A 25,324-nucleotide genomic window follows, 5' to 3' on the forward strand; every position below is an offset into this window, starting at 1 on the left:
CAGTCAGTTGTCAGGTCGGGCTCTGATTGCCTGACAAGCAGGGGGAATTCAAGAGGGCCCGTCCCGATTTTGATCGAGGGCCCGGCGGTCCTTCTTCGTCGGTCGGCCACCGCCCTCGAACGCCGGGCCGCCGGGAGTGCGCCGGCGCTTGTCGACAGTCTCGCGCTTTTCATAAAGCGCCTGGGCTTCAACTGCCGGTCCACGGCGGGTGCCGAGGGCCTTCACCTCCACCACGAGGACAGTATCGTTCCAGGAAAACGTCAGGACGTCGCCCGGCCGGACCTGCGTGGACGGTTTGGAGATACGGGCAGCATTCAGACGAACGTTGCCGGAGGAGACCACCTTCGCGGCAAGTGTGCGCGTCTTGTAAAACCGTGCATGCCAGAGCCACTTGTCGATGCGGAGCGACGCCGGCTCGTCCGTCACTTTCGTTCCTTGAGGGCCATCAGCGCCGCGAAAGGATTATCGGGGTCGATCGGCTGATCCTTTGGTTTCGGTTTGGCGGAGCGCTGTTTCTGGGGCTTTCCGCCATCCTTGCCCTTGCTTTTCTGCCGATCCTGCCGGGGCGGTCTGCCCTGCTTCTTCGCGCCGCCACCAGCGGGACGACGCCTCGGGGCCCAGCGGAAGGTGAAGAAGGTTTCCATTTCCGGTGCCTGATCGCCTTCCGACGCAGGCACCTCGGCCGTTGCTGACTCTGCTTCTGCAGGCACAGTTTCCTGCGCTGCGGGTTCGGCAGTGGCGTCCTTCGCAGGCTCATCCGCCTCTGCCGGCGTTGCACCGTTTTCCGTCGCTCCGTTAAGGGATTCTTCCGTCGCCGCTGCCGCTTCGCTAGTCTCTGGTTGCGATGCGTCGCCCGGCGTTGGTTCCTCGGCCGGTGTCTCCGCTTCTGCGGCCTTTGGTTCCGGGGTCGGCCGCTGTTTCTCGCGTTCGCTCTTCTCTGCGGAATAGCCCATGCCGGTCATCAGGTCGGCAAACTGTTCGAGTGTCAGACCGGTAATCGACAGCATATCGGCAGTAGCTTCGAAACCCTGGCGTGTATCCATCGAGCGGATCATGTCCGCCAACCGCTCCAGCATATCGATGCGGATCGCGCGAGCACCGGCGAGGCGATAGCCGGCATGGCCGTAGTAACCAGCAGGAGCGTCCGGCAAGGCCGGAACCGTCACCAGACCTGGCGGCGGTGCCGAGGGAAAATCGTCCAAGCCGGCAAACAGCCCCCAAAGGACGAGGCGCAGACGCGTCGGTGCGGGTTTCAGAAGAAGCGGCTGGAAAAGCGTGAACTGGCCGAAACGGACACCGTGCTTGCGCAGGAGCGCGCGTTGTTCCTGTTCGAGATTCTTTACATCGTCGGCCACTTCCGAGCGCGACAGCACGCCCATCGTCTCAACCAGCCGGAAAGCGATACCGCGGGCCATGCCCGACAGCGTCTCGTCATCGCGCAACGCAATCAGCGGCTCGAAGAGCGCGGCGATCTTGCGGTCGATCCAGTGCTGCAACCTGCGCCGGACCCGTTCCGCCACCTCTGTGCCGGCTTCCTCATCCACGAATGGCTGGACCTGCGGTGAGAGTGCATCGGCACCGGCGACGAGTTTGCCGACGGCGTACTCGCCCCACATCAGGCCACCTTGTTCCGTGAGGTCGATCTCCGTGTCCGGAGCATTATAGAACTTGTCCGAGCGCAGGGAGAAGGCCGGTTGCAGCGCCGCGAGTCCGGCGGCCCGCAAGGTCTTTGCCTCATCGGCGTTGGCCGTCGGGTCCAACTGGAACCGGAAGCCTTCCAAGCGGCCCACGAATTGTTCTTCGATGTGGACTTCACCCTGATCGTTCACGTCAGCCACGAGGCTCTCCTTCTGCTTCAACCGGCGCATCAGTACCGATGTGCGCCGATCGACAAATCTCTGTGTCAGACACGCATGGAGTGCATCTGACAGGCGGTCTTCTACAGCACGCGTCTCTTCGCGCCAATGGTTTGTATCGCTGACCCAATCTTTGCGCTGAGCAACGTACGTCCAGGTCCGGACAAAAGCCAGTCTGCGGGATATCGCGTCGATGTCGCCGGTGGTCTTGTCGATCCTTGCCACCTGCTTGGCCAGCCAGTCATCCGGGATGCCGGCGCCCTCGTGCAGGAATTCGAAGATTCGCTGACAGAGAGTTGCGTGTTCGTTGGCGGCGATGTTGCGAAAATCGGGAATCTGGCAGACATCCCACAGCAGCCGGACATCCGGACCGCCGGCAATCCTGTCGCGCATTGTCGGCACGGACCAGAGCGCCTTCAGCGTGGCAAGGTCGTCGGCTTCACGGGCTCGGATCAGTTCCTCGTGGGGGCTCGGTGCCTCCAGGCTGGCGATGAGCTTTTCGGGTGTGCCGAAGTCGAGCGCCGAATTGCGCCATTGCAGCTTGCGGATGGGCGCGAAGCGGTGGTTCTCGATAGCGTCGATTACCGGTTCGTCGAGGGGTGCCGCCTCACCCGTTACTCCGAAGGTGCCATCTGTCGTATACCGTCCGGCGCGGCCGGCGATCTGCGACAACTCGTTGGCCTGCAAATGCCGGTGACGACGGCCATCGAATTTCGACGTGCCGGAGAAGGCCACGTGGCGGACATCCAGGTTGAGGCCCATGCCAATCGCATCGGTGGCGACGAGAAAATCGACGTCGCCATTCTGGTAGAGTTCGACCTGTGCATTGCGGGTGCGCGGGCTGAGAGCGCCCATGACGACCGCCGCCCCACCCTTCTGCCGCCGCAGCAATTCGGCGATTGCGTAGATGTTCTCCACCGAGAAGCCGACGACGGCAGAGCGGGCCGGGATGCGAGACAGTTTTCGGCTGCCGGAGTAGGTGAGACTCGAGAACCTCTCGCGGCGGATGAATGCGGCCTGCGGTACGAGGCTGGCGATCCGGCTGCGCATAGTTTCCGCACCGAGGAACATCGTCGTCTGCAAGCCGCGGGCGTTCAGCAACCTGTCTGTAAAGACATGGCCGCGTTCCGGGTCGGCGCAGAGCTGGATCTCGTCGATGGCGAGGAAGTCAGCGCCGATGTCGACCGGCATCGCCTCCACCGTGCAGACCCAGTAGGTGGCGCGTGGCGGTACGATGCGTTCCTCGCCGGTTACCAACGCGACGACGGAGGGACCGCGAAGGGCAACGATCCGATCATAGACCTCCCGCGCCAGAAGGCGCAGCGGCAGACCGATGACACCGGTTCGGTGGCCGAGCATCCTTTCGATCGCGTAGTGTGTCTTGCCGGTATTCGTCGGCCCAAGCACCGCGGAAATGCGGGCATCGTGGATGGACATGCGCTGCTGGGCTTTCCTTCAGAGGGTCGAACGACCGAGATTCAGCCGAAGCCTTTCGATAGCCTGGTTGATCTGGTCGCGATGCGGATTGATTTCCTGCGCCTTCTCGAAGGCCAGCAAGGCACGATCCGTATTGCCCATTTCTTCCTGAATGATGCCGAGACCGATCAGGGCCTCGTAATGGTGAGGGTTGAGCGACAGCGCCGTGAAGATGTCGGAGACCGCAAGCGCGTACTCTTCCAGATTGAAGAACACCGTAGCACGAAGATGCCAGCCCTCGGCGAATTCGGGGGCATGATCCGTGAGGGCGGTGAGGTGTTCGAGAGCGACCTGATATTTCTCCTGCTCGATCAGTTCGCGGGCTCGTTCGAGCAGCATGTCCGCGGTAGCGGACCCTGATCGCGACCAGTTGCGGTGGAGCTTGTTTTCCACTGACTGCCACGTCGGCAGATCTTCGCGGGCAAGTTCCTCCAGCAGTTCAGCGGCCTCCGCCTGCCGGTCCTCCCTCTCTGAAATGGATTGCGCATTCGCGGACTGGCCCGAAAACAGGGCAAGTGACGCAACGGCAAAAATCCGGATGGCTTCATTAATTGCCTTCATGCTTTATATGATAACACCGAACCCACCGAAATCGAGAGGTGGAAATGCAAAATATTGTCCATCCAAGTTGAAAAGGACTGAACATGAGTGATGTGATTTCGGCCGCCGTGACCGCCCTGAACGAAAAGCTCGCCGGCAACGAATTCGAAGGTTCGGCAAAATTCGTAATCGAGGATGAAGGCTCGGTGCGGATCGACGAGACTGGTGCCCGCGCCGATGACTCCGACGCGGATGTGACGATGACAGCCGATGCGGAAACTTTTCAGGGTATTCTGGATGGCGAAGTCAATCCGACCAGTGCCTTCATGTCCGGCAAGCTCGCAATAGACGGCGACATGGGTATGGCCATGAAACTCGGGGCTATTCTTTCCTGAATATTCAGCAAGATACGGCGCCCCTGCTGAACCAATTGGCGGGTGTGCCAGGCGGCGGCAAAGCTCATTGGCTGAAGACCGCTGACGGAACCCGCTTGCGCATCGCCATCTGGAACGGCGGCGCGAAGGGGACGGTGCTGCTGTTTCCCGGTCGGACCGAATACATCGAAAAATATGGCCCCGTCGTTTCCCGCCTGACCGGCTGGGGACTGAATGCCGTCGTGATCGACTGGCGTGGCCAAGGGCTTTCGGACCGGCCAATCAGCGGCAAGTCTATCGGTTTCGTGGAAAATTTCGCGGAGTACCAGGACGATTTGCTCACCGTTCTGGAGGCCGATCCGGTCAAGGCGCTGCCTGATCCACGGTTCGTCTTCTGCCACTCGATGGGCGGGTGCATCGCGCTGCGGGCCCTGATCGACGGGTTGGATGTGAAGGCCGCCGTCTTTTCCGCCCCCATGTACGGCATTCAAGTGCCACTGGAAGCGGCATCGAAGGCGTTGATCTCTCTCGGGCCATCGCTCGGCCTCGGACGGTCCTTCGCGCCAGGCTCCGGCAACCACACCTATGTCTCGACCGTGGATTTCAGGGACAATGTCCTTACTAGCGATGAACCTACGTTCCGGCGGTTGCAGGATCACGCGAAGCTCGCCCCTGAACTCTGCCTTGGCGGCGCGAGTTTCCGCTGGCTGCATTCGGCCTTCCGGGAAATGGCCGAATTGGAGAGCCTGCCGCCGCCCACGGTGCCGAGCCTGACGTTCCTCGGTGACAAAGAGCGGATCGTTTCGCCTTCGATGATCCGGAAACTGGCGACACGTGATGCAAACAGCGAACTCGTGATCTGCCCCGGTGCCGAGCACGAGATCTGGATGGAGCGGCCGGAAATCCAGGCTCCCGTCTGGGAGAAGACGCGGGCGTTCCTCGCTCCCTGGCTGGACGACTGAGCGGCGGGATCAGACAGAATTCAGCAGTTCCAGTGCATCGGCGTAAATCCGCCGATTGGCGGCTGCAATGATCCTTCCGCCCGCCTCTGCCGGGCCGCCATCCCAGTTTGTCACGATTCCTCCGGCCCCGGTGACGACGGCCATCGGCCCCTGAATGTCATAGGGGTGAAGTCCGGCCTCGATCACAAGGTCGATCTGACCCATCGCCAGCAGAGCATAGGCGTAGCAATCAATGCCGTAGCGGGTCAGACGAACGGCTGCTGACACGGCTTCGAAGGCAGTTCGGTCCGCCGGAGTGCCGATTTCGGGAAAGGTCGAGAACAGCACCGCATCCTTCAGACATTCAACATTGCGCACACGTATGGGTTGAGGCCGCCCCCTGCCCCGCTGATATTGTGCGCCGTTCGCGTCACCCCAGAAGCGTTCCGCCGTAAATGGCTGATCGATCATGCCGAGAATTGGGGCGGCGCCATGGTTGACAGCAATCAGCGTGCCCCAACTCGGGACGCCGGAAAGGAATGCGCGGGTGCCATCTATCGGGTCAAGAACCCAAGTGTAACCACTTGACCCTGCTACGTTTTCCCCCTCCTCGCCAAGAATGCCATCGTCCGGCCTGCGCGCGGCGAGAACGGCACGCATCGCGAGTTCGGCAGCCTTATCGGCCTGGGTGACGGGATCAAAGTTTCCGCCGTCTGCCTTGTTCTCTACCATAAGCGACGGCGCGCGGAACTGGGGCAGCGTAATTTGGGCGGCGGCATCGGCCAAAGCAAAGGCGACGGCGAGAAGTTCCTCACCGTCGCCCATGAAATCTTCGCGTGTCATCGTTGCCATCTCCCTTGTTTGCAAAGGAACTGGCACAGGCGCGCCGGGCCGTCAATCAGACTGGCCGAGTGCGCGATCTTCAGGCGACGTCGCTCAGCACCCGCGCAAGGTCGAACAATTTGCGCCGCTGTTCTTCCGGAATGGCGTAGTAGGAACGGACAAGTTCGAGGGCCTCACGGTCCGCAAGCAAATCACCGGCCTGATCCACGTTGTCACGCGCACTGTCCTGATCGTATTCGCTTGCAAGCCCTTCGAAGAAAAAGGCAATTCGCACATCCAGCACCTGCCCAATATCCCAAAGCCGGGAGGCGCTGACACGGTTCATACCGGTCTCGTATTTCTGAATCTGCTGGAACTTGATTCCAACCGCTTCACCCAGCTGCTGTTGGGTCATTCCAAGCATCCACCTACGGTGGCGGATCCTCTTGCCCACATGCACATCAACAGGATGTTTCATTACCCATATCTCCTTCAGGCACACACCATTTACAAACCATCACCTACCCTTCAACCGGATACGGCGATGGAACTCTCATTTACTATAGCCCGGACGCAACATCCAAAAGACCACACAACTAGCATAATACGTTTGGAAGAATTTTAATACAACTTTGAGGCAAGTCGGTTAAACTTTGCGCATTAGAGAACCATTTGATCAGATTGGCGGGCCGTTTCAGCTCGCCAGTTGCTTTGCAACCCGTTTGCGCTCATGCGGATCCAGGTGGCGTTTGCGAAGGCGGATGTGGTTCGGCGTCACCTCCACCAGTTCATCCGTATCGATATAGGCGATGGCTTCCTCGAGACTCAGCTTGCGCGGCGGGGTCAGTCGAACAGCCTCATCGGTGCCGGAAGCGCGAACGTTGGTAAGCTTCTTGCCCTTGAGTGGATTGACCTCAAGATCGTTTTCCCGGGAATGTTCGCCGAGGATCATGCCCTGATAGACCTGCTCGCCCGTGGTCACGAAGAAGTGGCCCCGATCCTCCAGGTTGAAGATCGCATACGCGACAGCATTGCCATTCTCCATCGAGATCAACACCCCGGCCCGACGGCCAGGAATGTTGCCCTTGAACGGTGCCCATTCGTGGAAGACGCGGTTGAGCACACCGGTGCCCCGCGTATCCGTCAGGAACTCGCCGTGGTAGCCGATCAGTCCGCGCGACGGGACGTGCGCGACGATACGGGTCTTGCCGCCGGCGCCAGTGCGCATTTCTGCGAGATCGCCCTTGCGGGTCGCCAGTTTTTCGACAACGACACCGGAGTATTCCTCATCGACGTCGATCGTTACCTCCTCGATCGGCTCGTGCTGGACACCGTCGATTTCGCGGAAAATCACCTGCGGGCGGGAAACGGAAAGTTCGAACCCTTCGCGCCGCATATTCTCGATCAGCACACCCATCTGAAGTTCGCCGCGACCGGCGACTTCAAACGCCTCGCCGCCCGGCGTTTCACTGACCTTGATAGCCACGTTCGATTCAGCTTCCTTCAGAAGCCGGTCCCGGATGACACGTGACTGCACCTTGCTGCCGTCACGGCCGGCCAGCGGGCTGGTGTTGATGCCAAAGGTAACGGTGATCGTGGGCGGGTCGATGGGCTGCGCCGGAATCGCCTCGCTGACGGCCGTGTCGCAGAGCGTATCGGCCACGGTAGCCTTGGCCATGCCGGCAATGGAAACGATGTCACCGGCTTCGGCGACGTCAATGGGCTGCTGCGAAAGACCACGAAAAGCGAGAATCTTGGTCGCGCGGAAACGCTCGATTTCCTTGCCGTCGCGGGACAGGGCCTTGATCGACTGGCCGGTTTTCAGGGTGCCACTCTCAACCCGGCCCGTGAGAATGCGGCCAAGGAATGCGTCACCGCCGAGTGTCGTCGCCAGCATCGAAAAAGGTTCGTCTTTCGCCGTGACCTGCCGGGGTTCGGGCACATGACGGATAACAAGGTCGAACAGCGCATCGAGGTTCTTGCGTGGGCCGTCCAGTTCCTCGTCCGCCCAGCCGCTGCGGCCGGACGCGTACAGAACGGGGAAATCCAGCTGATGCTCATCCGCGTCCAGACCGGCGAACAGGTCGAAGACTTCGTCCAGCGCCCGGTCCGGCTCCGCATCGTGCTTGTCCACCTTGTTCAGCACGACGATCGGACGCAGGCCGAGAGCCAGCGCTTTCGAGGTGACGAACTTGGTCTGTGGCATCGGGCCTTCGGCAGCATCGACCAGAAGCACGACACCGTCCACCATAGAAAGGATACGTTCCACCTCTCCGCCGAAATCGGCGTGGCCCGGCGTGTCGACGATGTTGATCCGCGTGCCGCGCCACTCCACTGACGTGGCCTTGGCAAGAATGGTGATCCCGCGTTCCCGCTCCAGATCGTTCGAATCCATGGCCCGTTCGACGGTGGCCTGGTTTTCCCGGTAGATGCCGGACTGCTTCAGCAGTTCGTCGACAAGGGTTGTCTTGCCGTGGTCGACGTGTGCGATGATCGCGATGTTCCGCAGTTGCATGGGGGGCGTTCCTTTGCCACAAACATTAAGGGCCCCGACCGTTGTCGGGACCCTGTTCGCGCCTGCAATAAGCGGGATTGACGCAAAAGGCAACCGGCCTCAGGAGCCTTCAACCCTTGATTTCAGGGATTGCAGGCCCTTTTCGTAATCCGCGCCGACCCAGCCTTCCATCATCAGCCCCATGTAGCGCCAGACAGGATTGAGGCCGAGATCGGTGGAGAAAGTCCACTCCACCTCGGTGCCCGTGTCGACCGGGCGAAGAAGCCAGGCGGCATCTGCGGTGCCCATCGGTCCGAAATCGAGGGCGGTCTCGACGCGTTCGTCCGGGACCGCTGCAATGATTTCCTGCGATCCGGTGCCAACGTCGTCCTGATCGCTGACCCATTCCATCCGGTTGCCAACCCCCTGATCCGGGCCGGAAAATTTGACGACCATATCGGGGTCACGCTCCGTCCAGGGGGACCATTCGTGGAACGCTTGAAGGCTGTCGAGATACGGATAAATCTCTGCTGGCGATGCGGCGATGGTGATCGAGCGGCTGGCTGACACAACGCGGGGCAATGCGTAGGCGAACAAGATGAGGCCTGCGGCGATGACGGACACAGCAAGGATGACGCGCTTGATTCTCCGCATTGCCGACACCCCCGCAAAGACCACCTGCAAATAGTGACATGAGCGTCGCTTTGACGCAATCTCCGACCCTGTGTCGTGCTTTCAGCCGGGGCGAGGCGGCTCTAGCCTGAGAACGGAAAAAGGAGCGGAACTATGCGGGCAATGCGCATTCACAAGCTGGGCGCCCCATTGCAACTGGATGAGGTGCCACCGCCGCGGCCGAAAGCGGGCGAGGTTCTGGTCGAGATCGCGGCATGCGGTATCAATTTCGGCGACACGCTGATCCAGAAGGGCACTTACCAGGAAAAGTTTGAGCTGCCCTTCACTCCGGGCATGGAAATCTGCGGCGTGGTCCGGGAGTTGGGCGCTGGGGTCGAGGGGCTGGGTATTGGCCAGCGCGTTGCTGCCTATGGCGGTGTCGGCGGACTGGCCGAATTTGCGGTTCTGAAGGCCGCGACCTGCGTGACAGTGCCTGATGCGATGTCGGACGCGGAGGCGGCGGCCTTCCTTGTGGCATATGGCACCAGCGATGTTGCCCTGCACGACAAGGCGCAACTTAAATCCGGCGAGCGGTTGCTGGTTCTGGGGGCAGCCGGTGGTGTGGGACTGACAGCCGTGGAACTGGGAAAACTCATGGGTGCGGAGGTGATCGCCTGCGCCCGTGGCGCGGGCAAGCTGGAGGTTGCCGCGGGAGCCGGAGCGGACCACCTGATCGACAGTGAAACGGATGACATTCGCGGGATGGTCAAGGAACTGGGCGGCGCGGACGTCGTCTATGACCCGGTCGGCGGCGAACAGTTTACCGCCGCGCTGCGCGCCTGCAGGCCCGAAGGCCGCTATCTGCCGATCGGGTTTGCCAGCGGCACGGTCCCGCAGATCCCGGCCAACATCATTCTCGTCAAGAACATCACTGTCATCGGCTTTTATTGGGGCGGTTATGCGAAACTGCGCCCCAGCGTTCTGACGCGCAGTTTCCGCCGACTATTCGACTATTACGAACAGGGGCGATTGAAGCCGCATGTGAGCCATGTTCTTCCATTGGCGCAGGCCAATGAAGCTCTCACCCTGATCTCGACGCGCAAGGCCACCGGTAAAGTCATAGTCGATGTGCAGGCGTAGGGTGTGGACCGGTCAGCCTGTGGCCTTCAGCAGATGCGGGTGATAGGCATCACGGACGAAACTGGCCAGCGCGGTCACCAGCGGCATGTCCGATCTGCCAGCATGATACATGTTGATCTTGAATTCCGGCAGTTGCGGCAGGGTGCCTCCGTGGTCAATCTGCTGCAGGTGTGGCGCAGCGTTGCCGGCGATGTTCGCATGGACGGCGAGGTCGGCCGAGACGGTGGCATCTATCGTGCGTGAACTGTCGCTTTCCACGACCATGTCCCATTCTATGCCCATCTCGTCGAGGGCCTGCTGAACCGCGAGGCGGAAAATGCATACCCGTTCGAACGCGAGTTTCAGGGGCCGGTGGCGCCAGGCTGATCCGCCCGGGGCACCGACCCAGAGCAAGGGTTGCGTGAGCAGCGTTTCGCCTTCCGGCTCGCAGTCGACCTCCGTTGTCAGGATCACGTCAAGCTCGCCACGGGCATATTGCGCCTTGAGGCCCTTCGTGAAGGATGAAACCAGTTCGACCCGCACTCTGGGATATTCCGCCGCAAAGCGTTGCAGAACCTTCGGAACGTAGGGGTAGATGATGTCGTGCGGTACGCCGAACCGTATTTCACCCTCGTAGGCATCGCCGGCCATCCGGGCCCAGACCTCGTCGTTCAGGGCCAGCATCCGCCGCCCGTAGGAGAGTAGCTGCTCTCCTTGTGCCGTCAGGTTGACCCCGCGCTGCGTTCGATCCAGCAACGGCTGGCCGAGGCTCTCCTCCAGCCGCTTGAGCTGCATGGAAACTGCGGACTGGGTCAGGTTGAGCTGTCCCGCAGCACGGGTCACGCCGCCCATCTCGGCCACGGTGACGAAGGCACGCAGGGCTGTCAGATCCAGATTCCTCGGCATATCAAATTCCTTGATGGTGAACAGTCTTATCATTCATTTGTCTTATGTACCAAGCTGGGCAATATACATCAAGAACCTTGATGGTAGCAAAACATCCATCACGTTTCATGAAAGAAACCGAACCGACAAAGGACAGTCGTCATGGCTCAGACATCAACACTCAACGGTCGCATCTACCGGGCCGGATCACAATCACTGCTACAGCGGATGGCCGCAGCGCTGCTGGCTGCGGACGCCCGGTATAAAGCTCGGATCGCGCTGCAGGAAATGTCCGCTCGGGAACTTGAGGATATCGGCCTTACGGACAAGGCCACCGGTGTTCACAGAGAAATTGCGCGCTGGAATGCGCCTTCCATGATGCTCCGCTAATGACCGCGTCGGGGACGTCCGGCGCCGATTCCGCGAACTTCAAGTGGAAGTTCGTCGATCTGGCGCCGGACTTGAGGCGATCGGTCAGTCCGCCGCGAGGTCTATGAGGTCCAGGACGGCGGGACCCATCGCCTCCACGATCTTTCCGACACCTTCAGCGTTCGGATGGATGCCGTCGCCCTGCATCCATTGTCTTGCATCGCTGAGATTTTCACCGCCCAGAGCCGCAAAGAAATTCGGATAGAGCAGAGCGCCATACTGCTCCGCCAGTTCTGGAAACACGGCGTCGAACGACTTTTTGTAATAGGCGCCGAAATTGCCGGCTGACGGAACGGTCGTGATCAGGACTGGCAAGCCCTTTTCGTCTATTGTCGTCAGAATTCCGTCGATGTTGGCGCGCGTATCGGCCGGGTCGACCCCACGAAGCATATCGTTTGCCCCGAGGTTGACGATGACAGCCTCCACTTCAGGTGTGAGGCTCCAGGCGGTGCGGGCCAGGCCGCCGGCCGAGGTGTCACCGGAAACGCCGCCATTTATGATCCGAACTTCTGCGCCCTCGTTGCGCAGCCATGCCTGCATCTGCGGCACAAATCCCTCCTCTTCCGGCAGACCGAAGCCCTGTGTCAGGCTGTCGCCGAGCGCGAGGATGACGGTTTCCTCTGCCATTGCGGGAAAAACCGCTAGAATTGAAACGGCAATTGCGGCCAGCCATCGGTTGCACTTGTTGCGCAGCGCACCATATGCGCCTGTGTAGCCGGAAGAATTTGACCGTGTCGGAGATTGTCGTTTCATGGAAGCTCCCGTTATCGCGCTGGATGATGTCACTCTATCTCTGGATGGGAATGCCGGACGAGTGGAAATCCTGAAAGGCATCTCCCTCAGCGTCCCCAAGGGTGAGACACTGGGCCTCGTCGGGCCGTCTGGCTCCGGCAAATCCTCGCTGCTGATGGTCATGGGTGGGCTGGAAATGGCGACATCCGGTTCTGTAAGTGTTCTCGGACGCAACATCACCCATCTGGGCGAGGACGATCTTGCCCGCTTTCGCAGGGATAATATGGGGGTGGTGTTCCAGTCTTTCCACCTGATCCCGACGATGACGGCCCTGGAGAACGTGGCCACGCCACTGGAACTGGCCGGCAGACGCGATGCCTTCGAGCGGGCGGAGGCAGAACTGGCCTCCGTCGGGCTGGGAGACCGGGTGCACCATTATCCGGCACAGATGTCGGGAGGTGAGCAGCAACGTGTCGCGCTCGCCCGCGCATCGGCACCGCGCCCGGCCGTTCTGTTGGCGGACGAGCCGACCGGCAACCTCGACGGTGCGACCGGCGAGGCAATCATGAAGCTGCTGTTCGACCTGCGGGACCGGCACGGCTCCACACTTGTACTTGTCACCCATTCGCACGAATTGTCCAAACGGTGTGACAGGATCATCCGGCTGCGGGACGGCAGCCTGGACGGTGACGCGGATGAAAAGGTCGAGGCGGCCGAATGAGTATCCGCACGGTCCTGCGCATCGCGTTTCGTGAGTTGCGCGGCGGAGTCACCGGTTTTCGCATTCTGTTGATTTGCCTCGCGCTTGGTGTCGCCGCGATTGCGGCCGTAGGCACGATCCGGACTTCCATTCAGCAGGGTCTGGAACGGGAGGGCGCGGCGCTGCTTGGTGGAGATGCGGAGGCGCGATTCACATATCGCTTCGCGGAACCGGCGGAACGGGACTGGCTGGAAGACAATGCCATTGCCGTGTCCGAGGTGGTGGATTTCCGGTCGATGGCGACAACGCAGGTAGACGGCGAGCGCAAGCGGGCCCTTGCGCAGGTAAAGGGCGTGGACGACGCCTATCCGCTTTACGGGCAGGTCCAGTTGGACCCCGCGATGCCGATCGGGCAGGCGTTGGAAGGTGCGGGGGGACTTCCGGGTATGGTGGCCGAGAAGGTCTTGACCGATCGGCTGGGCCTGCAGGCTGGCGATGTCGTGACACTGGGAGAGACGGACTTCAGGCTGATGGCGGCGATCATTCGCGAGCCGGACGGCGTGACCGCGGGCTTCAGCCTCGGACCGCGGATCATCGTGTCCACGGAAGCGCTTGATGGTTCCGGCCTGCTGTCGACAGGGACGCTGTACAATACCTCTTACCGTCTGAAGCTTTCACCCGAAATCAGCGTCGCCGCATTGCGTCGGCAGACCCTTAACCAGTTCCGTGAGAGTGGCCTGCGCTGGCGTGATAACCGCAACGGGACGCCCGGCGTTTCACGGTTCGTCGACCGGCTGTCTTCGTTTCTGGTCCTTGTCGGACTCGCGGGCCTCGCCGTTGGCGGCGTCGGCGTCTCGGCGGCAGTGCGCACCTATCTCGGCGGCAAAACGGAGACGATAGCTACGCTGAAAACCCTCGGCGCGACCGGCGCGACCATCTTCGCGATCTACATGCTGCAGGTCGGCGTATTGGCGGCGGTCGGGGTGACGCTGGGGCTGTTGATCGGTGCGGGCATTCCGGTGCTGCTCGCACCGGTGCTTTCGGGGATGCTGCCGATCCCGGCGGTATTCAGTTTCTACTGGCAGCCGCTGGTGGAGGCGGGGTTCTACGGATTGCTGACGGCGATGATCTTCACCATCTGGCCACTGGCCCGTGCCCGCGATATCCGCGCCGCCGGGTTGTTTCGCGACGTGACCGCCACCCAGAATGCCCTGCCCCGGCCCGTATACCTGATCGTCACGGCTGTGCTCGCCGTTCTGCTGGCGGGCGTGGCTATCTGGGCATCGGGAATCGCCTTTCTGGCAACCTGGTCGATCGTCGGCATCGTCGCATCACTGGCGGTTCTGGCACTGGCGGCACGGCTTATCCAGTCAATCGCCCGCAAGCTGGCGCGCAGCCGGCTTTCGCGCGGAAATCCGGCGCTGCGGCTGGCTTTCGGCTCGGTCGGCGGGCCCGGTGGCGAAACCACCAGTGTGGTGCTGTCCATCGGGCTTGGGCTGACGGTGCTGGCCGCCATCGGGCAAATCGACAGCAACCTGCGCAACGTCATGAACCAGGAACTGCCCGGCGTGGCTCCGGCGTTCTTCTTTCTCGATATCCAGACGGAACAACTGCCCGGTTTCGAGGAAATTGCCACGGGCACCGGCCGGGCTGACCGGATCGAGACAGCGCCGATGCTGCGCGGCATCATCACCCGTATCAACGACGAGCCGGCGCGAGACTACGTGATGCGCGAAACCGGAGAGCGCCACTGGGCGCTTTCCGGGGACCGGGGCGTCACCTATGCAGCCACACCGCCGGACGGTGCGGAGATCACGTCCGGAAGCTGGTGGGAAGAAGGATATGACGGCCCGCCGGTGATGAGCTTTGCCGAGGAAGAGGCCGAAGAGATGGGCCTGAAACTCGGCGACCGCGTTACGATCAACGTGCTGGGGCGCGACCTGACGGCCGAAATCACCAGTTTCCGCGTGGTCGAATTCCAGAACATGGGGATCAACTTTCTGATGATCCTGAATCCGGGCGCATTGCAGGGGGCGCCGCATTCGCACATCGCTACCGTCTATTCGGAGCCGGAAACCGAGGCCGCACTTCTCGGCGATCTTGCCGACGCCTACCCGAACATCACGGCCATCCGCGTGCGCGACGCGATTAACCGGGTATCGGAAGCGCTCAACGGCATTGCCGCAGCGACCCGCTATGGCGCGCTCGCCACCCTGCTGACGGGTTTCGTGGTGCTGATCGGCGCTGCCGCCGCGGGCGAACGGCGGCGGGTATTTGAAGCCGCAGTGCTGAAGACCGTGGGGGCTACGCGTGCCCGGATACTGACCAGCTTTGCGCTGCGATCACTGATGCTGGGAGGGGCCGCCGGCCTCGTGGCGATTTTTGCCGGCATGGCAGCAAGTTGGGGCGTGATGCGCTTCGTAATGGAGGAATCCTACCGGTTCGAACCGGTCTCTGCCGTGGCCATCGTGGTGGGTGGCGCGCTGGCCAGCCTGCTGGCCGGATTGGCGTTCGCCTGGCGGCCACTGAGCCTTCGCCCGGCATCCGTTTTGCGGGCCAAGGACTGACAGCAGGGCCAAACATGCCTGCTGAAGTGTCCTAACGGGCGAATATTGGCTGCGGCACACTGCCATTGGGCGGAAACAGCCTTGAAAAACACGGCCCAGATGCCAATATCACTTTAGAGTTCTCCGGGCCTGTTTCCGGGGAAAGACGTAATCAATGGAGGAATTTGATGGCAGAGTTTGGCACCATTCGCCGCGCTGGCTCGGGGGTCCGCACAGCGGAGATCGATGTCGGCCTGCGTGCGCATATGAACAAGGTCTACGGACTGATGTCGATCGCTATGGTCGTCACCGGTGCCGTGGCTTGGGTTTTCGGCACAGACGCCGCGAACTTCGTGAACAATCGTCCGACGGGCCTGATCCCGGCAGCGATGATCGAAGCGATCTACTTCTCACCGCTGCGCTGGGTGATCATGTTCGCCCCGCTGGTCATGGTTTTCGCGATGGGCGCGATGGTGAACCGCCTGTCCGAGAGCGCGCTTCAATTCTTCTTCTACAGCTTCTCTGCTGTGATGGGCCTGTCCATTTCCTGGATCTTCGCCGTCTTTACCGGCATGTCGATCGCGCAGACGTTCTTCATCACCGCGATTGCCTTCGCCGGCCTAAGCCTGTGGGGATACACGACGAAGAAGGACATCTCCGGCTGGGGTTCGTTCCTGATCATGGGCGTGATCGGCCTGATCGTGGCGTCGATCGTGAATATCTTCCTGCAGAGCCCGGCAGTGATGTTCGCAATTTCCGGTCTGGGCGTGCTGATCTTCGCGGGTCTGACAGCCTATGACACGCAGAAGATCAAGAACGACTACCTGATGATGCGTTCGCAGGGCGGCGAAGCCTATCTCGGCAAGGCCGCGATCATGGGCGCGCTGAGCCTGTACCTCGACTTCATCAACCTGTTCATGTTCCTGCTGCAGTTCCTCGGCAACCGCGAGTGATCCCGGCACAATGAACACGAAAGGCCGCCCTGATCGGGCGGCCTTTTTCGTTTGGGGAGTCACTCCCTGAATTCGGCGACAAGCTGGTCCACCACGGCTGTACTGCCGCCGGCTTCGAAGGCTTCTCGCTGCCGGTCCGACGACGTGCCGGTGCGGGCGATCTCCCGCAGGTGGCGCAGTTCAGCCGCGCATCCCAGCACCTCGCTCTCCATCGAAACGAGGTCGATCAGTTCCTCGATCAGTTCCGCAAATGGTGTCAGGCGCGAGCGGCCGTGATCCACGAGCTTGCCCCGCGCTCCGTAGCGCTGCGCCCGCCAGCGGTTTTCCATGATCATGATGCGCGGATAGATTCGCCAACGCTGGTTTCGGGCCTTCAGCCGATAAAGATAGGCGATAAGCGACTGGTAGAGTGCCGCGATTGCCGCCGCATCGCGCAGGCGTGGACAGACATCTGTAACCCGCTGTTCGAGGGTTGGAAATTTGTCGGATGGGCGGATATCCCACCAGATCTTGGTGGCGTCCTCTATGCATTCTGATGCAACCAGATGCTCCACGAGTCGGGTGTATTCAGCGTGAGAGTTCAGCATGTCCGGCAGGCCCGTCCTCGGCAGGGCATCGAATACCGTCAGGCGGTAGGATGCCAGCCCTGTATCCTCCCCTTCCCAGAACGGCGAGGAGCAGGACAGCGCCAGAAGATGGGGCAGGAAGTAGGACATCTGGTTCATCAGATCGATGCGCAGGTCATCGTCCTCGATGCCGATGTGAATATGCATACCGCCGATCAGCATGCGCCGGACGGCCTGACCAAGGTCGGATTTCAGGCCTTCATAGCGCGGTTTTTTCGTGTTGGTCTGCTGGCGCCAGCGGCTGAACGGATGAGTTGAGGCGGCAATCGGAGCGTAACCGAAAGGCTTCGCGGTGTTCGCAACGCAATCGCGAAGCGCCCGCAGGTCGGCAATCGCATCGCCGACAACGGCATGAGGACGGGTGCCGACCTCTATCTGGCATTGCAGGAATTCGTTGGTAACCCTGTCACCAATCTTCTTTTTGCACTTTTTAAGAAAATCGGGATGCGGTTCACGCACCAGTTCGCGTGTCTCGACATCGACGATCAGGTATTCTTCTTCTATGCCAAGCGTGAGTGGCGGCCGATCCGGCATTTTCTGTCTCCCCACCAAAATGTTAACCGCTGGCAGGAAGATATGTCACGCTCTTTGAAAGGCGAGCCTGTCAGAGCTGTTCCATGATTTCGTCGGGAATGTCGAAGTTGGCGGTCACGTTCTGGACGTCATCGTCATCTTCAAGCGATTCGATCAGACGCATCAGTTTCTGCGCACCCTCGAGATCCAGCGGTGTGGTCGTCTGGGGTTTCCAGATCAACTTGGTCGTCTCGCTTTCGCCAAGTGCGCTTTCTAACGCATTGGAGACCTCGTTCAGATCGTTGGCATCGCAATAAATCTCGTGTCCATCCTCGGAAGATTCGACATCCTCCGCCCCCGCCTCGATCGCGGCCATCATCACGTCGTCAGCATCACCGGCATCCGCCGGATAAACGACGAGGCCCTTGCGGTCGAACATGAAGGACACCGCGCCAGTTTCGGCAAGGTTGCCGCCGGATTTCGAGAAGATCGAGCGGACATTGGAGGCCGTGCGGTTGCGGTTGTCGGTCATCGCCTCGACGATCACGGCAACACCTTCCGGCCCGTAGCCTTCGTAGCGGATTTCATCATAGGTTTCCGCATCACCGCCCTGGCTTTTCTTGATCGCGCGCTCGATCACGTCCTTGGGCACGGACTGGGACTTGGCTTCCTTCACCGCAAGCCGCAGGCGCGGGTTCTTGTCCGGATCCGGATCGCCCATCTTGGCGGCGACGGTGATTTCCTTGGAAAGCTTGGAAAACAGTTTGGATCTTGCGGCATCCTGGCGTCCCTTGCGGTGCTGGATGTTGGCCCATTTGGAGTGCCCTGCCATTGTGCAGATCCTTTTTTCGATTTCGGTTTTGCTGCTTATAAGACGGCAGCAGCAAGGCTTTCAAGATGCCTCGGCGCTGGTCAGTTTAGTGGCCAGAAAAGGGGAATCAGAATGCTGGCGAGAATGCCGATGCTGAGGTTTAGCGGAATTCCGATGACCATGAAGTCCGTGAACTTGTAACCGCCGGGTCCATATACCAGCGTATTTGTCTGATATCCGATCGGCGTGGCGAAACTGGCCGAAGCGGCAACCATCACGGCAACGACCAGCGGCCGCGGGTCGATGCCGAGGGCGCCTGCCAGCCCGATGGCCACGGGCGTAACGACGACGGCAACGGCATTGTTCGAGACAAGCTCCGTCAAAACGGAGGTCAGCAGGTAGATTGCCCAGACCACCAGCGGCGGTGGCAGATCGGCCAGCACCGGTGCGACGGCGTCGGCAATGAGCGCCACGGCACCGGATTTCTCCAGCGCCGCCCCGACGGTCAGCATCGAAAAGATCAGCGCCAGCAGGTGTCCATCGACAAAGTTGAAGGCTTCGTCGGAATCGATGCTGCGGGTGAGCAGCACCGCGACGACGCCGAGGAATGCGAGGGCGAAGATGGAGGCAATGCCGAGGGCCGCAAGAATAACGATGGCCGCAAATACGCCGAAAACCAGCGGCGCATGGGTGCGACGGTAGGAGCGCGCCGTGGGCTCCGTGATGTCAGCGAGTTCCATATCCACAGCCAGCCGGCGGATGTCCTCGCTCGTTCCCTCCAGCAGCAAAGTGTCGCCGACGCGCACCACGACATCGTCGAGTTGCCTGCCGATGTTCTGATTCCGGCGATGAACCGCCAGCGGATAGACACCGTAGCGACGACGAAGGCGCAGCGAGCCGAGTGAGCGGCCAACCATACGGCAGCCCGGAGAGATCAATGCCTCGACCGTCGTCGTGGAGCGCGACGCCAGCGCGTCCACCATGTTGACGTCTCCCGATTCCTTGAGCCCCAGCAGTTCTCCGACTTCCGTACGCAGGACAATCCTGTCGCCCTGCTGAATCGTTACGTCCGGGAAGCGGCGACGCATGGATTCATCGCTGCGCAACACATCGATCACGCGAATGCCGGAACGCTGGAACAATGGCACGGAAAATACCAATTCCCCGATGATGGGGGAGCCATCGGGAACGGCAACCTCTGTGAAATAACGCATCTTCTTGCGGTCGGAGAGGATGTCGGCCATCGTCTCCCTGTCCGGCAGCAGGCGCGGACCGAGTACGCGGATGTAGAGCATCCCGAAGGCAACAAGGCAGAGGCCGAGCGGTGTCACCTCGAACAGCGTGAAAGGCTCCAGCCCGTTTGCACGCGCCACACCGTCGACGAGCAGGTTGGTCGAGGTGCCGATAAGGGTGCAGATGCCACCGAGAATTGCCGCATAGGACAGCGGGATCAGAAGTTTGGAGACGGAAACGTCGATCTTCTTTGCCAGTTGAACCGCGATGGGAATGAGCATCACGACAACCGGGGTGTTGTTGATGAAGGCAGAGGCGACAACGGTGATCGCGGCGAAGATACCCAGTACCAGCGCGGGATGATCGACGGCGTTCTTGCTCGCATATTCGGTGAGGTTCATCAGCGCACCGGTGCGAACGAGCGCACCGGAGATCACGAACATTGCCGCGATGGTCCAAGGCGCGGGGTTCGAGAAAACCGTCAACAAATCACCGATGTCGAGGACACCGGTAATCAGCAGCACGGCCGCGCCGATCATCGCTGTCACTTCGGTCGGGTACGTTTCGCGCACGAAGAGGACGAGCATCAGCAACAGCACCGCGAGAGTAACGATAGCCTGCGCTTCCGCAAAAGGGATCAGATCAATCAATTGGGATCAGACTTCCACTGCAGTTTCCAGTCGCGGTAGGCAGCATGACGCATCACGCTACCGGCCTCAAGTGCGTTAATCGTGCCCGAACAGCTCATGACTGTTACAGTGGAGGCAAAAGTTCCTCCAGCCTGCCGCCGAGACGCACGGGGTTGATGCTTTTCGCCAGCCCGGTGCGATCATCGCTTTCGACCAGCACGCCCGAAAGTGTGGCTTCTCCTGCAGCCGGGGTGAAGCGGCCTTTCGCCATGCCGGTCACGAACCTGGTCATGGGCTCCGCCTTGTCCATGCCGATCACGGATTCGTAGTCGCCGCACATTCCGGCATCCGTCATGTAACCGGTTCCGCCGGGCATGATGCGGGCATCACCCGTCGGAACATGGGTGTGGGTGCCGACAACCAGTGTTGCCCGGCCATCGCACCAGTGGCCCATGGCCATCTTCTCCGACGTCGCCTCGGCGTGGAAATCCACGATCACCGCTTGCGCCGCACCACCGAGAGGAGCCAGACGCAAACCCTGTTCGACGGTGCTGAACGGATCCTCAAAGGCCCGTTTCATGAAGACCTGCCCAAGTGCCTGCACGACCAACACCTTCCCGCCACGACGGGTGGAGAAGAGACGAGCGCCCTTGCCCGGTGCGGATTTGGCGAAGTTGAGCGGACGAACGATGCGGGATTCCTGTTCTATAAAGGTCATCATATCGCGCTGGTCGAACGCATGGTCGCCCAAGGTCAGGCAGTCGATACCCGCTTCCAGCAGCAGTTTGGCGTGAGCACCGGAAAGACCCATGCCGGCGGAGGCGTTCTCTCCGTTGACGATGACGAAATCGAGGCCCCACTCATCGCGGAGGCCGGGCAATCGCTCTGTCACAGCGGACCTGCCGGAACGACCGACGATATCTCCGAGGAACAAGATTCTCATGCAAGTCTGCTAGAGGCCGCGGCCTGGTTTGACAAGTCGGGAGTTGGTGGCGTCAGGCGTGGTAGATTTCCCGCTCAGTCACGATAACGTCGAGTTGCTGGTCCGTGGGTTCGTGCGGAACTGCTTCGATGCGCTGGCCGTCATAGGCGAAGCCGATAGTCGTAATGCGCCCTTCCCGGCCCAGTTTTTCGATCGTGCGGTCATAGAAACCGCCACCGTAGCCCATACGGTAAAGATCTGTATCGAACGCGAGCAGCGGCACAACGAGAACATCGGGGACAACTTCCCCGGCATCTTTCGGGATAGCCACGCCAAATTCCGCCTCCACCATCTCGGCTTCCGGCGACCATTGCAGGAATCTCAGAGGCGCGGCCGGACCGACTACCTGCGGCATGCAGACAACGTGACCTTCACGCGACAATGCCTCCAGTGCGGGAAGAGGGCTGATTTCGGTCCGGATCGGCATGTATCCGGCAATGATCGACGGCCCGGGCATTTCCTTCAGTTGTCTGACCAGCGCTGCCGTCGCTGCTTCCGGAGAGACCTGGCCGTGGAGGCTGGCGCGATCGGCAAAAGCACGTTTGCGGCAAGCCGTCTTCGCTTCCTTTATTGGAATGGGTACGTCGGTCATGTCCGGGAAATGGTCCTCGTGCCGAAAGACCAGGCAGCGGGCCCGCAGCGACCGGTGGGGAATCTTATCCTTGAGAGCCTGGAAAACCAGGTGGGCACCAGATGCGATAGGCCAAGACCAGTCACAGAGCCAGCTCCCTCAAGAAAGATTAAGGCCACTAGGATGTTGTCCCCGTGTCGAGAAGAGCAGCACCCGCCGAAGATCAATATAGGCGCAGCGGCCGGGCTTTTAAAGGTGCATAGAGCCGGCGTTCTAAACCGCCGGTTAACCAGTTTATCGGCAAATTTTGGCCATGCTGAGTTTTCGATCTTCCCAGCCGCGATCATTCTCGCCATCCACGCCGCCGAAGTGTGTTTGGCTGGTGGGCAACTTCCCTCTGACCGGAGCGAATGTTTCCAGCCATGCGGCTCAGGTTGCAACATTGCTGGATCGTATCGGCATTTCGAGTCGCTTCATAGGTTACGGGCCGCGCAGTTTTTGTGAAGCGCACCTGAACGCAAAGCTCTCCCGCGACGATGGCTGCACGTGTCTCGTGATCTACCTGCGTTGTGTCTTTCGACCACATGGATTGGCCCAGGCCGGTTTCCTGCGGCAGTGGCGGGCGCACTTGTTTCGCGTTGCGTGCCTTCTGCGCCTCATCCGACAAGACGGAAGGATTGTGTTCATTGGCCAGAGGGCGCCGTCCGCGTTTGAGAAGATGCTCGAACTGGCATTTTTTGCACTGATGCGCCTTTGCTGTGGGTCGCGCGTCCAAGCCCATTCAGGCACGGCCACGCCTGCGGGAGTGGTGGCAGGGCTTGGCGGGCGCTGGCCGAAACCTGTTCCCATTCACGTCGCCGAGGAACTCAGTTTTCAACAAATTCTGCGCGCCTGCCCGGAAGGGCAACGGATTTCACCCACTCATGTGCGACGTGCTCTGGCGGCTTATACGCTGGGACGGGACGATCGTGATGCCCTTGCAGCGGAGATCTCCGCTTGCGTCGAACGGGCGGAGCAGTTGTCTGGCGACGAATTTCGCTGCCTGATCGGGCGACATTTGCTGACGGCAGAGGACCTTGCACCAGCGGCGATACGGAAATGCCTCGCACCGCTGCCGTCCGACCCGCGGCAAAGCCAACTGACCGCACACATGAAGGTTGCAGGGCGGGCGTCTCGGGACGTATTGGACTACCTTCGGCCGGAGGGTATGGACCGTCCGCTGTCCCCGGTCGCCCGTGAATTGGAGGCGGCCCTCACGAAGTCGAGTGACCACCCACTAAATGCAAGGCTCGGCGGCGACGCGAAGAACTTGACGCACCTGAACATGATCCTGATGCTTGCGCATCGTCGGCACATGACAACGCTTGCTGCGTTCAGACAGCCATGGTGCGAGCGGTCCTGGGCATCTGACGTGATCGACCGATCGCACTTGATGAGCTGCCGCGGAAAGTTGGGCCACTTGCCCCCGCACCTGCACCTCCACGGCGACGCCAGTCTTTCCACGGGACTTTCGCTGAACTTCTGGATGAGCGCGAGGGCCTTTCAAACGGCGGGGATCGCCACGCGGTTTGTTTGCCAAGACAAGCTCGACCCGTTCCTTCCGCGCGGCACGAGGGAACTTTCGCAGCCGGTGGCGCTGTATCATCACAACGCCGATCAGATACCGGAGGTGATCTTTAACCGTCACAGGTTCGATGCCCCATATCACATAGGCTTCCTGTTGTGGGAGTTCGACCAGTTGCCGGCAGCCCACAGGCTGGCGCTGGAAATGCTGGACGAAATCTGGGTGCCGTCAGTGTTCACGCAGAGGCTCTATCAGTCAGCGTTCCAAGGCAAGGTGAGGTTGATGCGCAAGGCGCTGATGCTGCCCCGTGGTGCGTTGCCGCGGCTTGCTTCACAATGGCAGAAAGCCGCGGGGATCAAACGGTACCTCCTGTGCTTCGATGCGCATTCTTCCGTGGCGCGCAAGAACCCACTCGCTGCCGTCCGTGCATTTCAGGCGGCCTTTCCCGGACGGCGCGACGTGGAACTGCTGATCAAGTCAACGCCTCTGCCAACCGGCCACTGGGGAGATCCGGAAGGGCAACTCGCCACGATCCAGGATATCGCAGGACGTGACGTGCGCATCCGCCTTCAACCAGCCCGTCTGCCCTTTCCGCAACTTTGCGCCCTGATTGCCAGCGCCGATGCGCTGGTGTCGCCACATCGCGCCGAAGGCTTTGGTTACTTTCCTTCATTTGCGCTGGCACTCGGTATTCCGGTCATCTCCACCGACTATTCCGGACCACGCGACTTCTGCACGGAACAGACGGCCTTTCCTGTTTCCTACACGCTGGAACGGGTGCCGAGACACCATGCGATTTTCCCGACACCCGGCGCCAGGTGGGCGGAAATTGACCACGCGCACCTCACTCACAGGATGAGAGAGGTGGATGATTTTCCGGAGACGGCCCGGCGGCGGGCCGCCGACGGCAAGGCGCTGATGAAGTTCGAATACTCCTTGGACATGCAGGCACGACGCTACACTGCGCGTCTTGAAGAACTCGGATTCCTGCAACGGGAAATGGCCGGGTGCCACGGGCCACCCGTAGCCAACAGCGAATCCTGTTGACGTGATGTTCGCGGATTGTTCAAATACCCTATGTCGCTTGCTTCGCCAGAAATCAGCCTCGCACCGGGCTTTCAACTCGCACGTGGCGTGTCCCGACATCTGACGCAACGGGGAATGTCCTGCTTGACGGAGTTTGTGCCGACGCGGGGCTTGCGCGTGGATGTCCTCGCGCTGGCACCCGATGGTGAAATCTGGATCGTGGAATGCAAGTCCTGCCGGGCCGACTATCAGAGTGACGGCAAATGGGCCGGTTACCGGGACTGGTGTGACCGTTTCCTGTGGGCAGTGGATTGCGACTTCCCTGTGTCGCTCCTGCCTGAGGACACAGGATTGATCGTCGCGGACTATTACGGTGCCGAGGTCGTACGCGAAGCGCCGCTGCACAAGCTGAACGCGGCTCGAAGGAAATCACTGACACTGAAGATTGGCAGAACGGCAGCTCAGCGGCTGTCGCGGCTGTTGGATCCGGATTTCACTGGCTGGCCGGCTTGAACAGAACGTGCCGTCAGCCACGGGCCTTGGCGGCGGAAGCGCGCAGTTCTTCTGCGATTTCCTCCGCCTCGTCGGGCTCGAAATCCATGGGTAGGTCGATTCCCTTGCCACGAATGTACATGCGAACCATGCCTTCTGTCGTCGGCCCGATCTGCAATTCTGTTTCGATCGAAGTTTCGGTGTTGATGCCCATTTTTCAAGCCTCCAGGATCACGACGCCAGTATAGACGCCTGCGAAAAAGATCAAGCGTCGAGGGCTTGCAATCAGAATTGTGAGGCGGTATCTCCCGCCTACGGTGCCGGCTTAGCTCAGTTGGTTAGAGCGCTTGATTGTGGATCAAGAGGTCCCCCGTTCGAGCCGGGGAGCTGGTACCATC

24 protein-coding genes and 1 tRNA gene are annotated in these 25,324 nt (G+C 60.8%); 10 read left to right on the plus strand and 15 right to left on the minus strand.

Annotation, left to right across the window (positions count from 1 at the left end):
• Positions 1 to 48 precede the first annotated feature (48 nt).
• The 3 genes from GO499_RS10515 to GO499_RS10525 are packed head-to-tail and all read right to left on the minus strand — an operon-like array spanning position 49 to position 3,893.
• A complete protein-coding gene (locus GO499_RS10515; protein WP_161862142.1) occupies positions 49 to 426 on the minus strand; it encodes an RNA-binding S4 domain-containing protein in 378 nt (125 codons plus the stop codon).
• On the minus strand, positions 423 to 3,293 hold the full coding sequence (locus tag GO499_RS10520) for a helicase-related protein (RefSeq protein ID WP_161862143.1): 2,871 nt from the start codon (positions 3,291 to 3,293) through the stop codon (positions 423 to 425). The genes GO499_RS10515 and GO499_RS10520 overlap by 4 nt, the downstream gene beginning before the upstream one ends.
• 18 nt (positions 3,294 to 3,311) lie before the next feature.
• Complete coding sequence (locus GO499_RS10525; protein WP_161862144.1) at positions 3,312 to 3,893, minus strand: tetratricopeptide repeat protein; 582 nt, start codon at positions 3,891 to 3,893, stop codon at positions 3,312 to 3,314.
• An 83-nt stretch (positions 3,894 to 3,976) separates the two neighbouring features.
• Here GO499_RS10525 and GO499_RS10530 point away from each other — a divergent pair, with 83 nt between their 5' ends.
• Both GO499_RS10530 and GO499_RS10535 read left to right on the plus strand, forming a co-directional pair.
• Positions 3,977 to 4,267 carry an SCP2 sterol-binding domain-containing protein gene (locus GO499_RS10530; RefSeq protein WP_161862145.1) on the plus strand — a complete coding sequence of 97 codons (291 nt, stop codon included), beginning with the start codon at positions 3,977 to 3,979 and terminating at the stop codon, positions 4,265 to 4,267.
• A gap of 95 nt (positions 4,268 to 4,362) precedes the next feature.
• The gene (locus GO499_RS10535; protein ID WP_161862146.1) at positions 4,363 to 5,208 is read left to right on the plus strand and encodes an alpha/beta fold hydrolase; all 846 of its coding nucleotides are present in this window, start codon (positions 4,363 to 4,365) and stop codon (positions 5,206 to 5,208) included.
• A 9-nt stretch (positions 5,209 to 5,217) separates the two neighbouring features.
• Here the strand turns inward: GO499_RS10535 and hisN are convergent, their stop codons facing one another.
• The 4 genes from hisN to GO499_RS10555 all read right to left on the minus strand — a co-directional run bounded on the left by hisN (position 5,218) and on the right by GO499_RS10555 (position 9,157).
• Positions 5,218 to 6,030 (minus strand): histidinol-phosphatase, encoded by an 813-nt coding sequence (hisN, locus tag GO499_RS10540; protein WP_284154685.1) that lies wholly within the window; start codon positions 6,028 to 6,030, stop codon positions 5,218 to 5,220.
• Positions 6,031 to 6,109: 79 nt separating this feature from the next.
• Entirely contained in the window at positions 6,110 to 6,487 is a 378-nt protein-coding gene (locus GO499_RS10545; protein ID WP_161862147.1) for a helix-turn-helix domain-containing protein, read from the minus strand.
• A gap of 216 nt (positions 6,488 to 6,703) precedes the next feature.
• The gene (gene typA / locus GO499_RS10550) at positions 6,704 to 8,524 is read right to left on the minus strand and encodes a translational GTPase TypA (protein ID WP_161862148.1); all 1,821 of its coding nucleotides are present in this window, start codon (positions 8,522 to 8,524) and stop codon (positions 6,704 to 6,706) included.
• A 99-nt stretch (positions 8,525 to 8,623) separates the two neighbouring features.
• Positions 8,624 to 9,157 carry an SRPBCC family protein gene (locus tag GO499_RS10555; RefSeq protein WP_161862149.1) on the minus strand — a complete coding sequence of 178 codons (534 nt, stop codon included), beginning with the start codon at positions 9,155 to 9,157 and terminating at the stop codon, positions 8,624 to 8,626.
• Between the two features lie 132 nt (positions 9,158 to 9,289).
• Here GO499_RS10555 and GO499_RS10560 point away from each other — a divergent pair, with 132 nt between their 5' ends.
• Positions 9,290 to 10,255 carry an NADPH:quinone oxidoreductase family protein gene (locus tag GO499_RS10560; RefSeq protein WP_161862150.1) on the plus strand — a complete coding sequence of 322 codons (966 nt, stop codon included), beginning with the start codon at positions 9,290 to 9,292 and terminating at the stop codon, positions 10,253 to 10,255.
• Positions 10,256 to 10,267: 12 nt separating this feature from the next.
• Here GO499_RS10560 and GO499_RS10565 read toward each other — a convergent pair whose 3' ends face one another.
• On the minus strand, positions 10,268 to 11,140 hold the full coding sequence (locus tag GO499_RS10565) for a LysR family transcriptional regulator (protein WP_161863928.1): 873 nt from the start codon (positions 11,138 to 11,140) through the stop codon (positions 10,268 to 10,270).
• A gap of 141 nt (positions 11,141 to 11,281) precedes the next feature.
• On the opposite strand from GO499_RS10565, the gene GO499_RS10570 reads away from it, so the two are divergent.
• Positions 11,282 to 11,509, plus strand: a complete 228-nt coding sequence (locus GO499_RS10570) for a YjiS-like domain-containing protein (RefSeq protein WP_161862151.1) — start codon at positions 11,282 to 11,284, stop codon at positions 11,507 to 11,509.
• Between the two features lie 84 nt (positions 11,510 to 11,593).
• Here GO499_RS10570 and GO499_RS10575 read toward each other — a convergent pair whose 3' ends face one another.
• On the minus strand, positions 11,594 to 12,301 hold the full coding sequence (locus GO499_RS10575; RefSeq protein ID WP_161862152.1) for an arylesterase: 708 nt from the start codon (positions 12,299 to 12,301) through the stop codon (positions 11,594 to 11,596).
• Between GO499_RS10575 and GO499_RS10580 the strand changes: the two genes are divergently transcribed.
• The 3 genes from GO499_RS10580 to GO499_RS10590 all read left to right on the plus strand — a co-directional run bounded on the left by GO499_RS10580 (position 12,300) and on the right by GO499_RS10590 (position 16,479).
• Positions 12,300 to 13,001 (plus strand): ABC transporter ATP-binding protein, encoded by a 702-nt coding sequence (locus GO499_RS10580; RefSeq protein WP_161862153.1) that lies wholly within the window; start codon positions 12,300 to 12,302, stop codon positions 12,999 to 13,001. The genes GO499_RS10575 and GO499_RS10580 overlap by 2 nt on opposite strands.
• The gene (locus GO499_RS10585; protein ID WP_161862154.1) at positions 12,998 to 15,547 is read left to right on the plus strand and encodes an ABC transporter permease; all 2,550 of its coding nucleotides are present in this window, start codon (positions 12,998 to 13,000) and stop codon (positions 15,545 to 15,547) included. Before GO499_RS10580 ends, GO499_RS10585 begins: the two co-directional genes overlap by 4 nt.
• Before the next feature lie 167 nt (positions 15,548 to 15,714).
• A complete protein-coding gene (locus tag GO499_RS10590; protein ID WP_161862155.1) occupies positions 15,715 to 16,479 on the plus strand; it encodes a Bax inhibitor-1/YccA family protein in 765 nt (254 codons plus the stop codon).
• 59 nt (positions 16,480 to 16,538) lie between these two features.
• Here the strand turns inward: GO499_RS10590 and GO499_RS10595 are convergent, their stop codons facing one another.
• The 5 genes from GO499_RS10595 to GO499_RS10615 form a co-directional block, all read right to left on the minus strand.
• Positions 16,539 to 17,639: a carboxylate-amine ligase gene (locus tag GO499_RS10595; RefSeq protein ID WP_161862156.1), complete on the minus strand. Its 1,101-nt coding sequence runs from the start codon at positions 17,637 to 17,639 to the stop codon at positions 16,539 to 16,541.
• 70 nt (positions 17,640 to 17,709) lie between these two features.
• On the minus strand, positions 17,710 to 18,450 hold the full coding sequence (locus GO499_RS10600; protein ID WP_161862157.1) for a YebC/PmpR family DNA-binding transcriptional regulator: 741 nt from the start codon (positions 18,448 to 18,450) through the stop codon (positions 17,710 to 17,712).
• An 80-nt stretch (positions 18,451 to 18,530) separates the two neighbouring features.
• Complete coding sequence (locus GO499_RS10605) at positions 18,531 to 20,249, minus strand: SLC13 family permease (RefSeq protein WP_284154990.1); 1,719 nt, start codon at positions 20,247 to 20,249, stop codon at positions 18,531 to 18,533.
• A 166-nt stretch (positions 20,250 to 20,415) separates the two neighbouring features.
• Positions 20,416 to 21,234: a TIGR00282 family metallophosphoesterase gene (locus GO499_RS10610; protein WP_161862158.1), complete on the minus strand. Its 819-nt coding sequence runs from the start codon at positions 21,232 to 21,234 to the stop codon at positions 20,416 to 20,418.
• Between the two features lie 52 nt (positions 21,235 to 21,286).
• Positions 21,287 to 21,865 carry a 5-formyltetrahydrofolate cyclo-ligase gene (locus GO499_RS10615; RefSeq protein ID WP_161862159.1) on the minus strand — a complete coding sequence of 193 codons (579 nt, stop codon included), beginning with the start codon at positions 21,863 to 21,865 and terminating at the stop codon, positions 21,287 to 21,289.
• Between the two features lie 361 nt (positions 21,866 to 22,226).
• Here GO499_RS10615 and GO499_RS10620 point away from each other — a divergent pair, with 361 nt between their 5' ends.
• Entirely contained in the window at positions 22,227 to 24,455 is a 2,229-nt protein-coding gene (locus GO499_RS10620) for a glycosyltransferase (protein ID WP_161862160.1), read from the plus strand.
• Between the two features lie 114 nt (positions 24,456 to 24,569).
• Complete coding sequence (locus GO499_RS10625) at positions 24,570 to 24,947, plus strand: MmcB family DNA repair protein (RefSeq protein WP_348520772.1); 378 nt, start codon at positions 24,570 to 24,572, stop codon at positions 24,945 to 24,947.
• 13 nt (positions 24,948 to 24,960) lie between these two features.
• Here GO499_RS10625 and GO499_RS10630 read toward each other — a convergent pair whose 3' ends face one another.
• On the minus strand, positions 24,961 to 25,140 hold the full coding sequence (locus tag GO499_RS10630; RefSeq protein ID WP_161862161.1) for a DUF6324 family protein: 180 nt from the start codon (positions 25,138 to 25,140) through the stop codon (positions 24,961 to 24,963).
• A 105-nt stretch (positions 25,141 to 25,245) separates the two neighbouring features.
• On the opposite strand from GO499_RS10630, the gene GO499_RS10635 reads away from it, so the two are divergent.
• Positions 25,246 to 25,322, plus strand: a tRNA-His gene (locus tag GO499_RS10635).
• The last annotated feature ends 2 nt before the right edge of the window (positions 25,323 to 25,324 follow it).

It is taken from the genome of Algicella marina (assembly GCF_009931615.1).
GTDB classification, from domain to species: domain Bacteria; phylum Pseudomonadota; class Alphaproteobacteria; order Rhodobacterales; family Rhodobacteraceae; genus Algicella; species Algicella marina.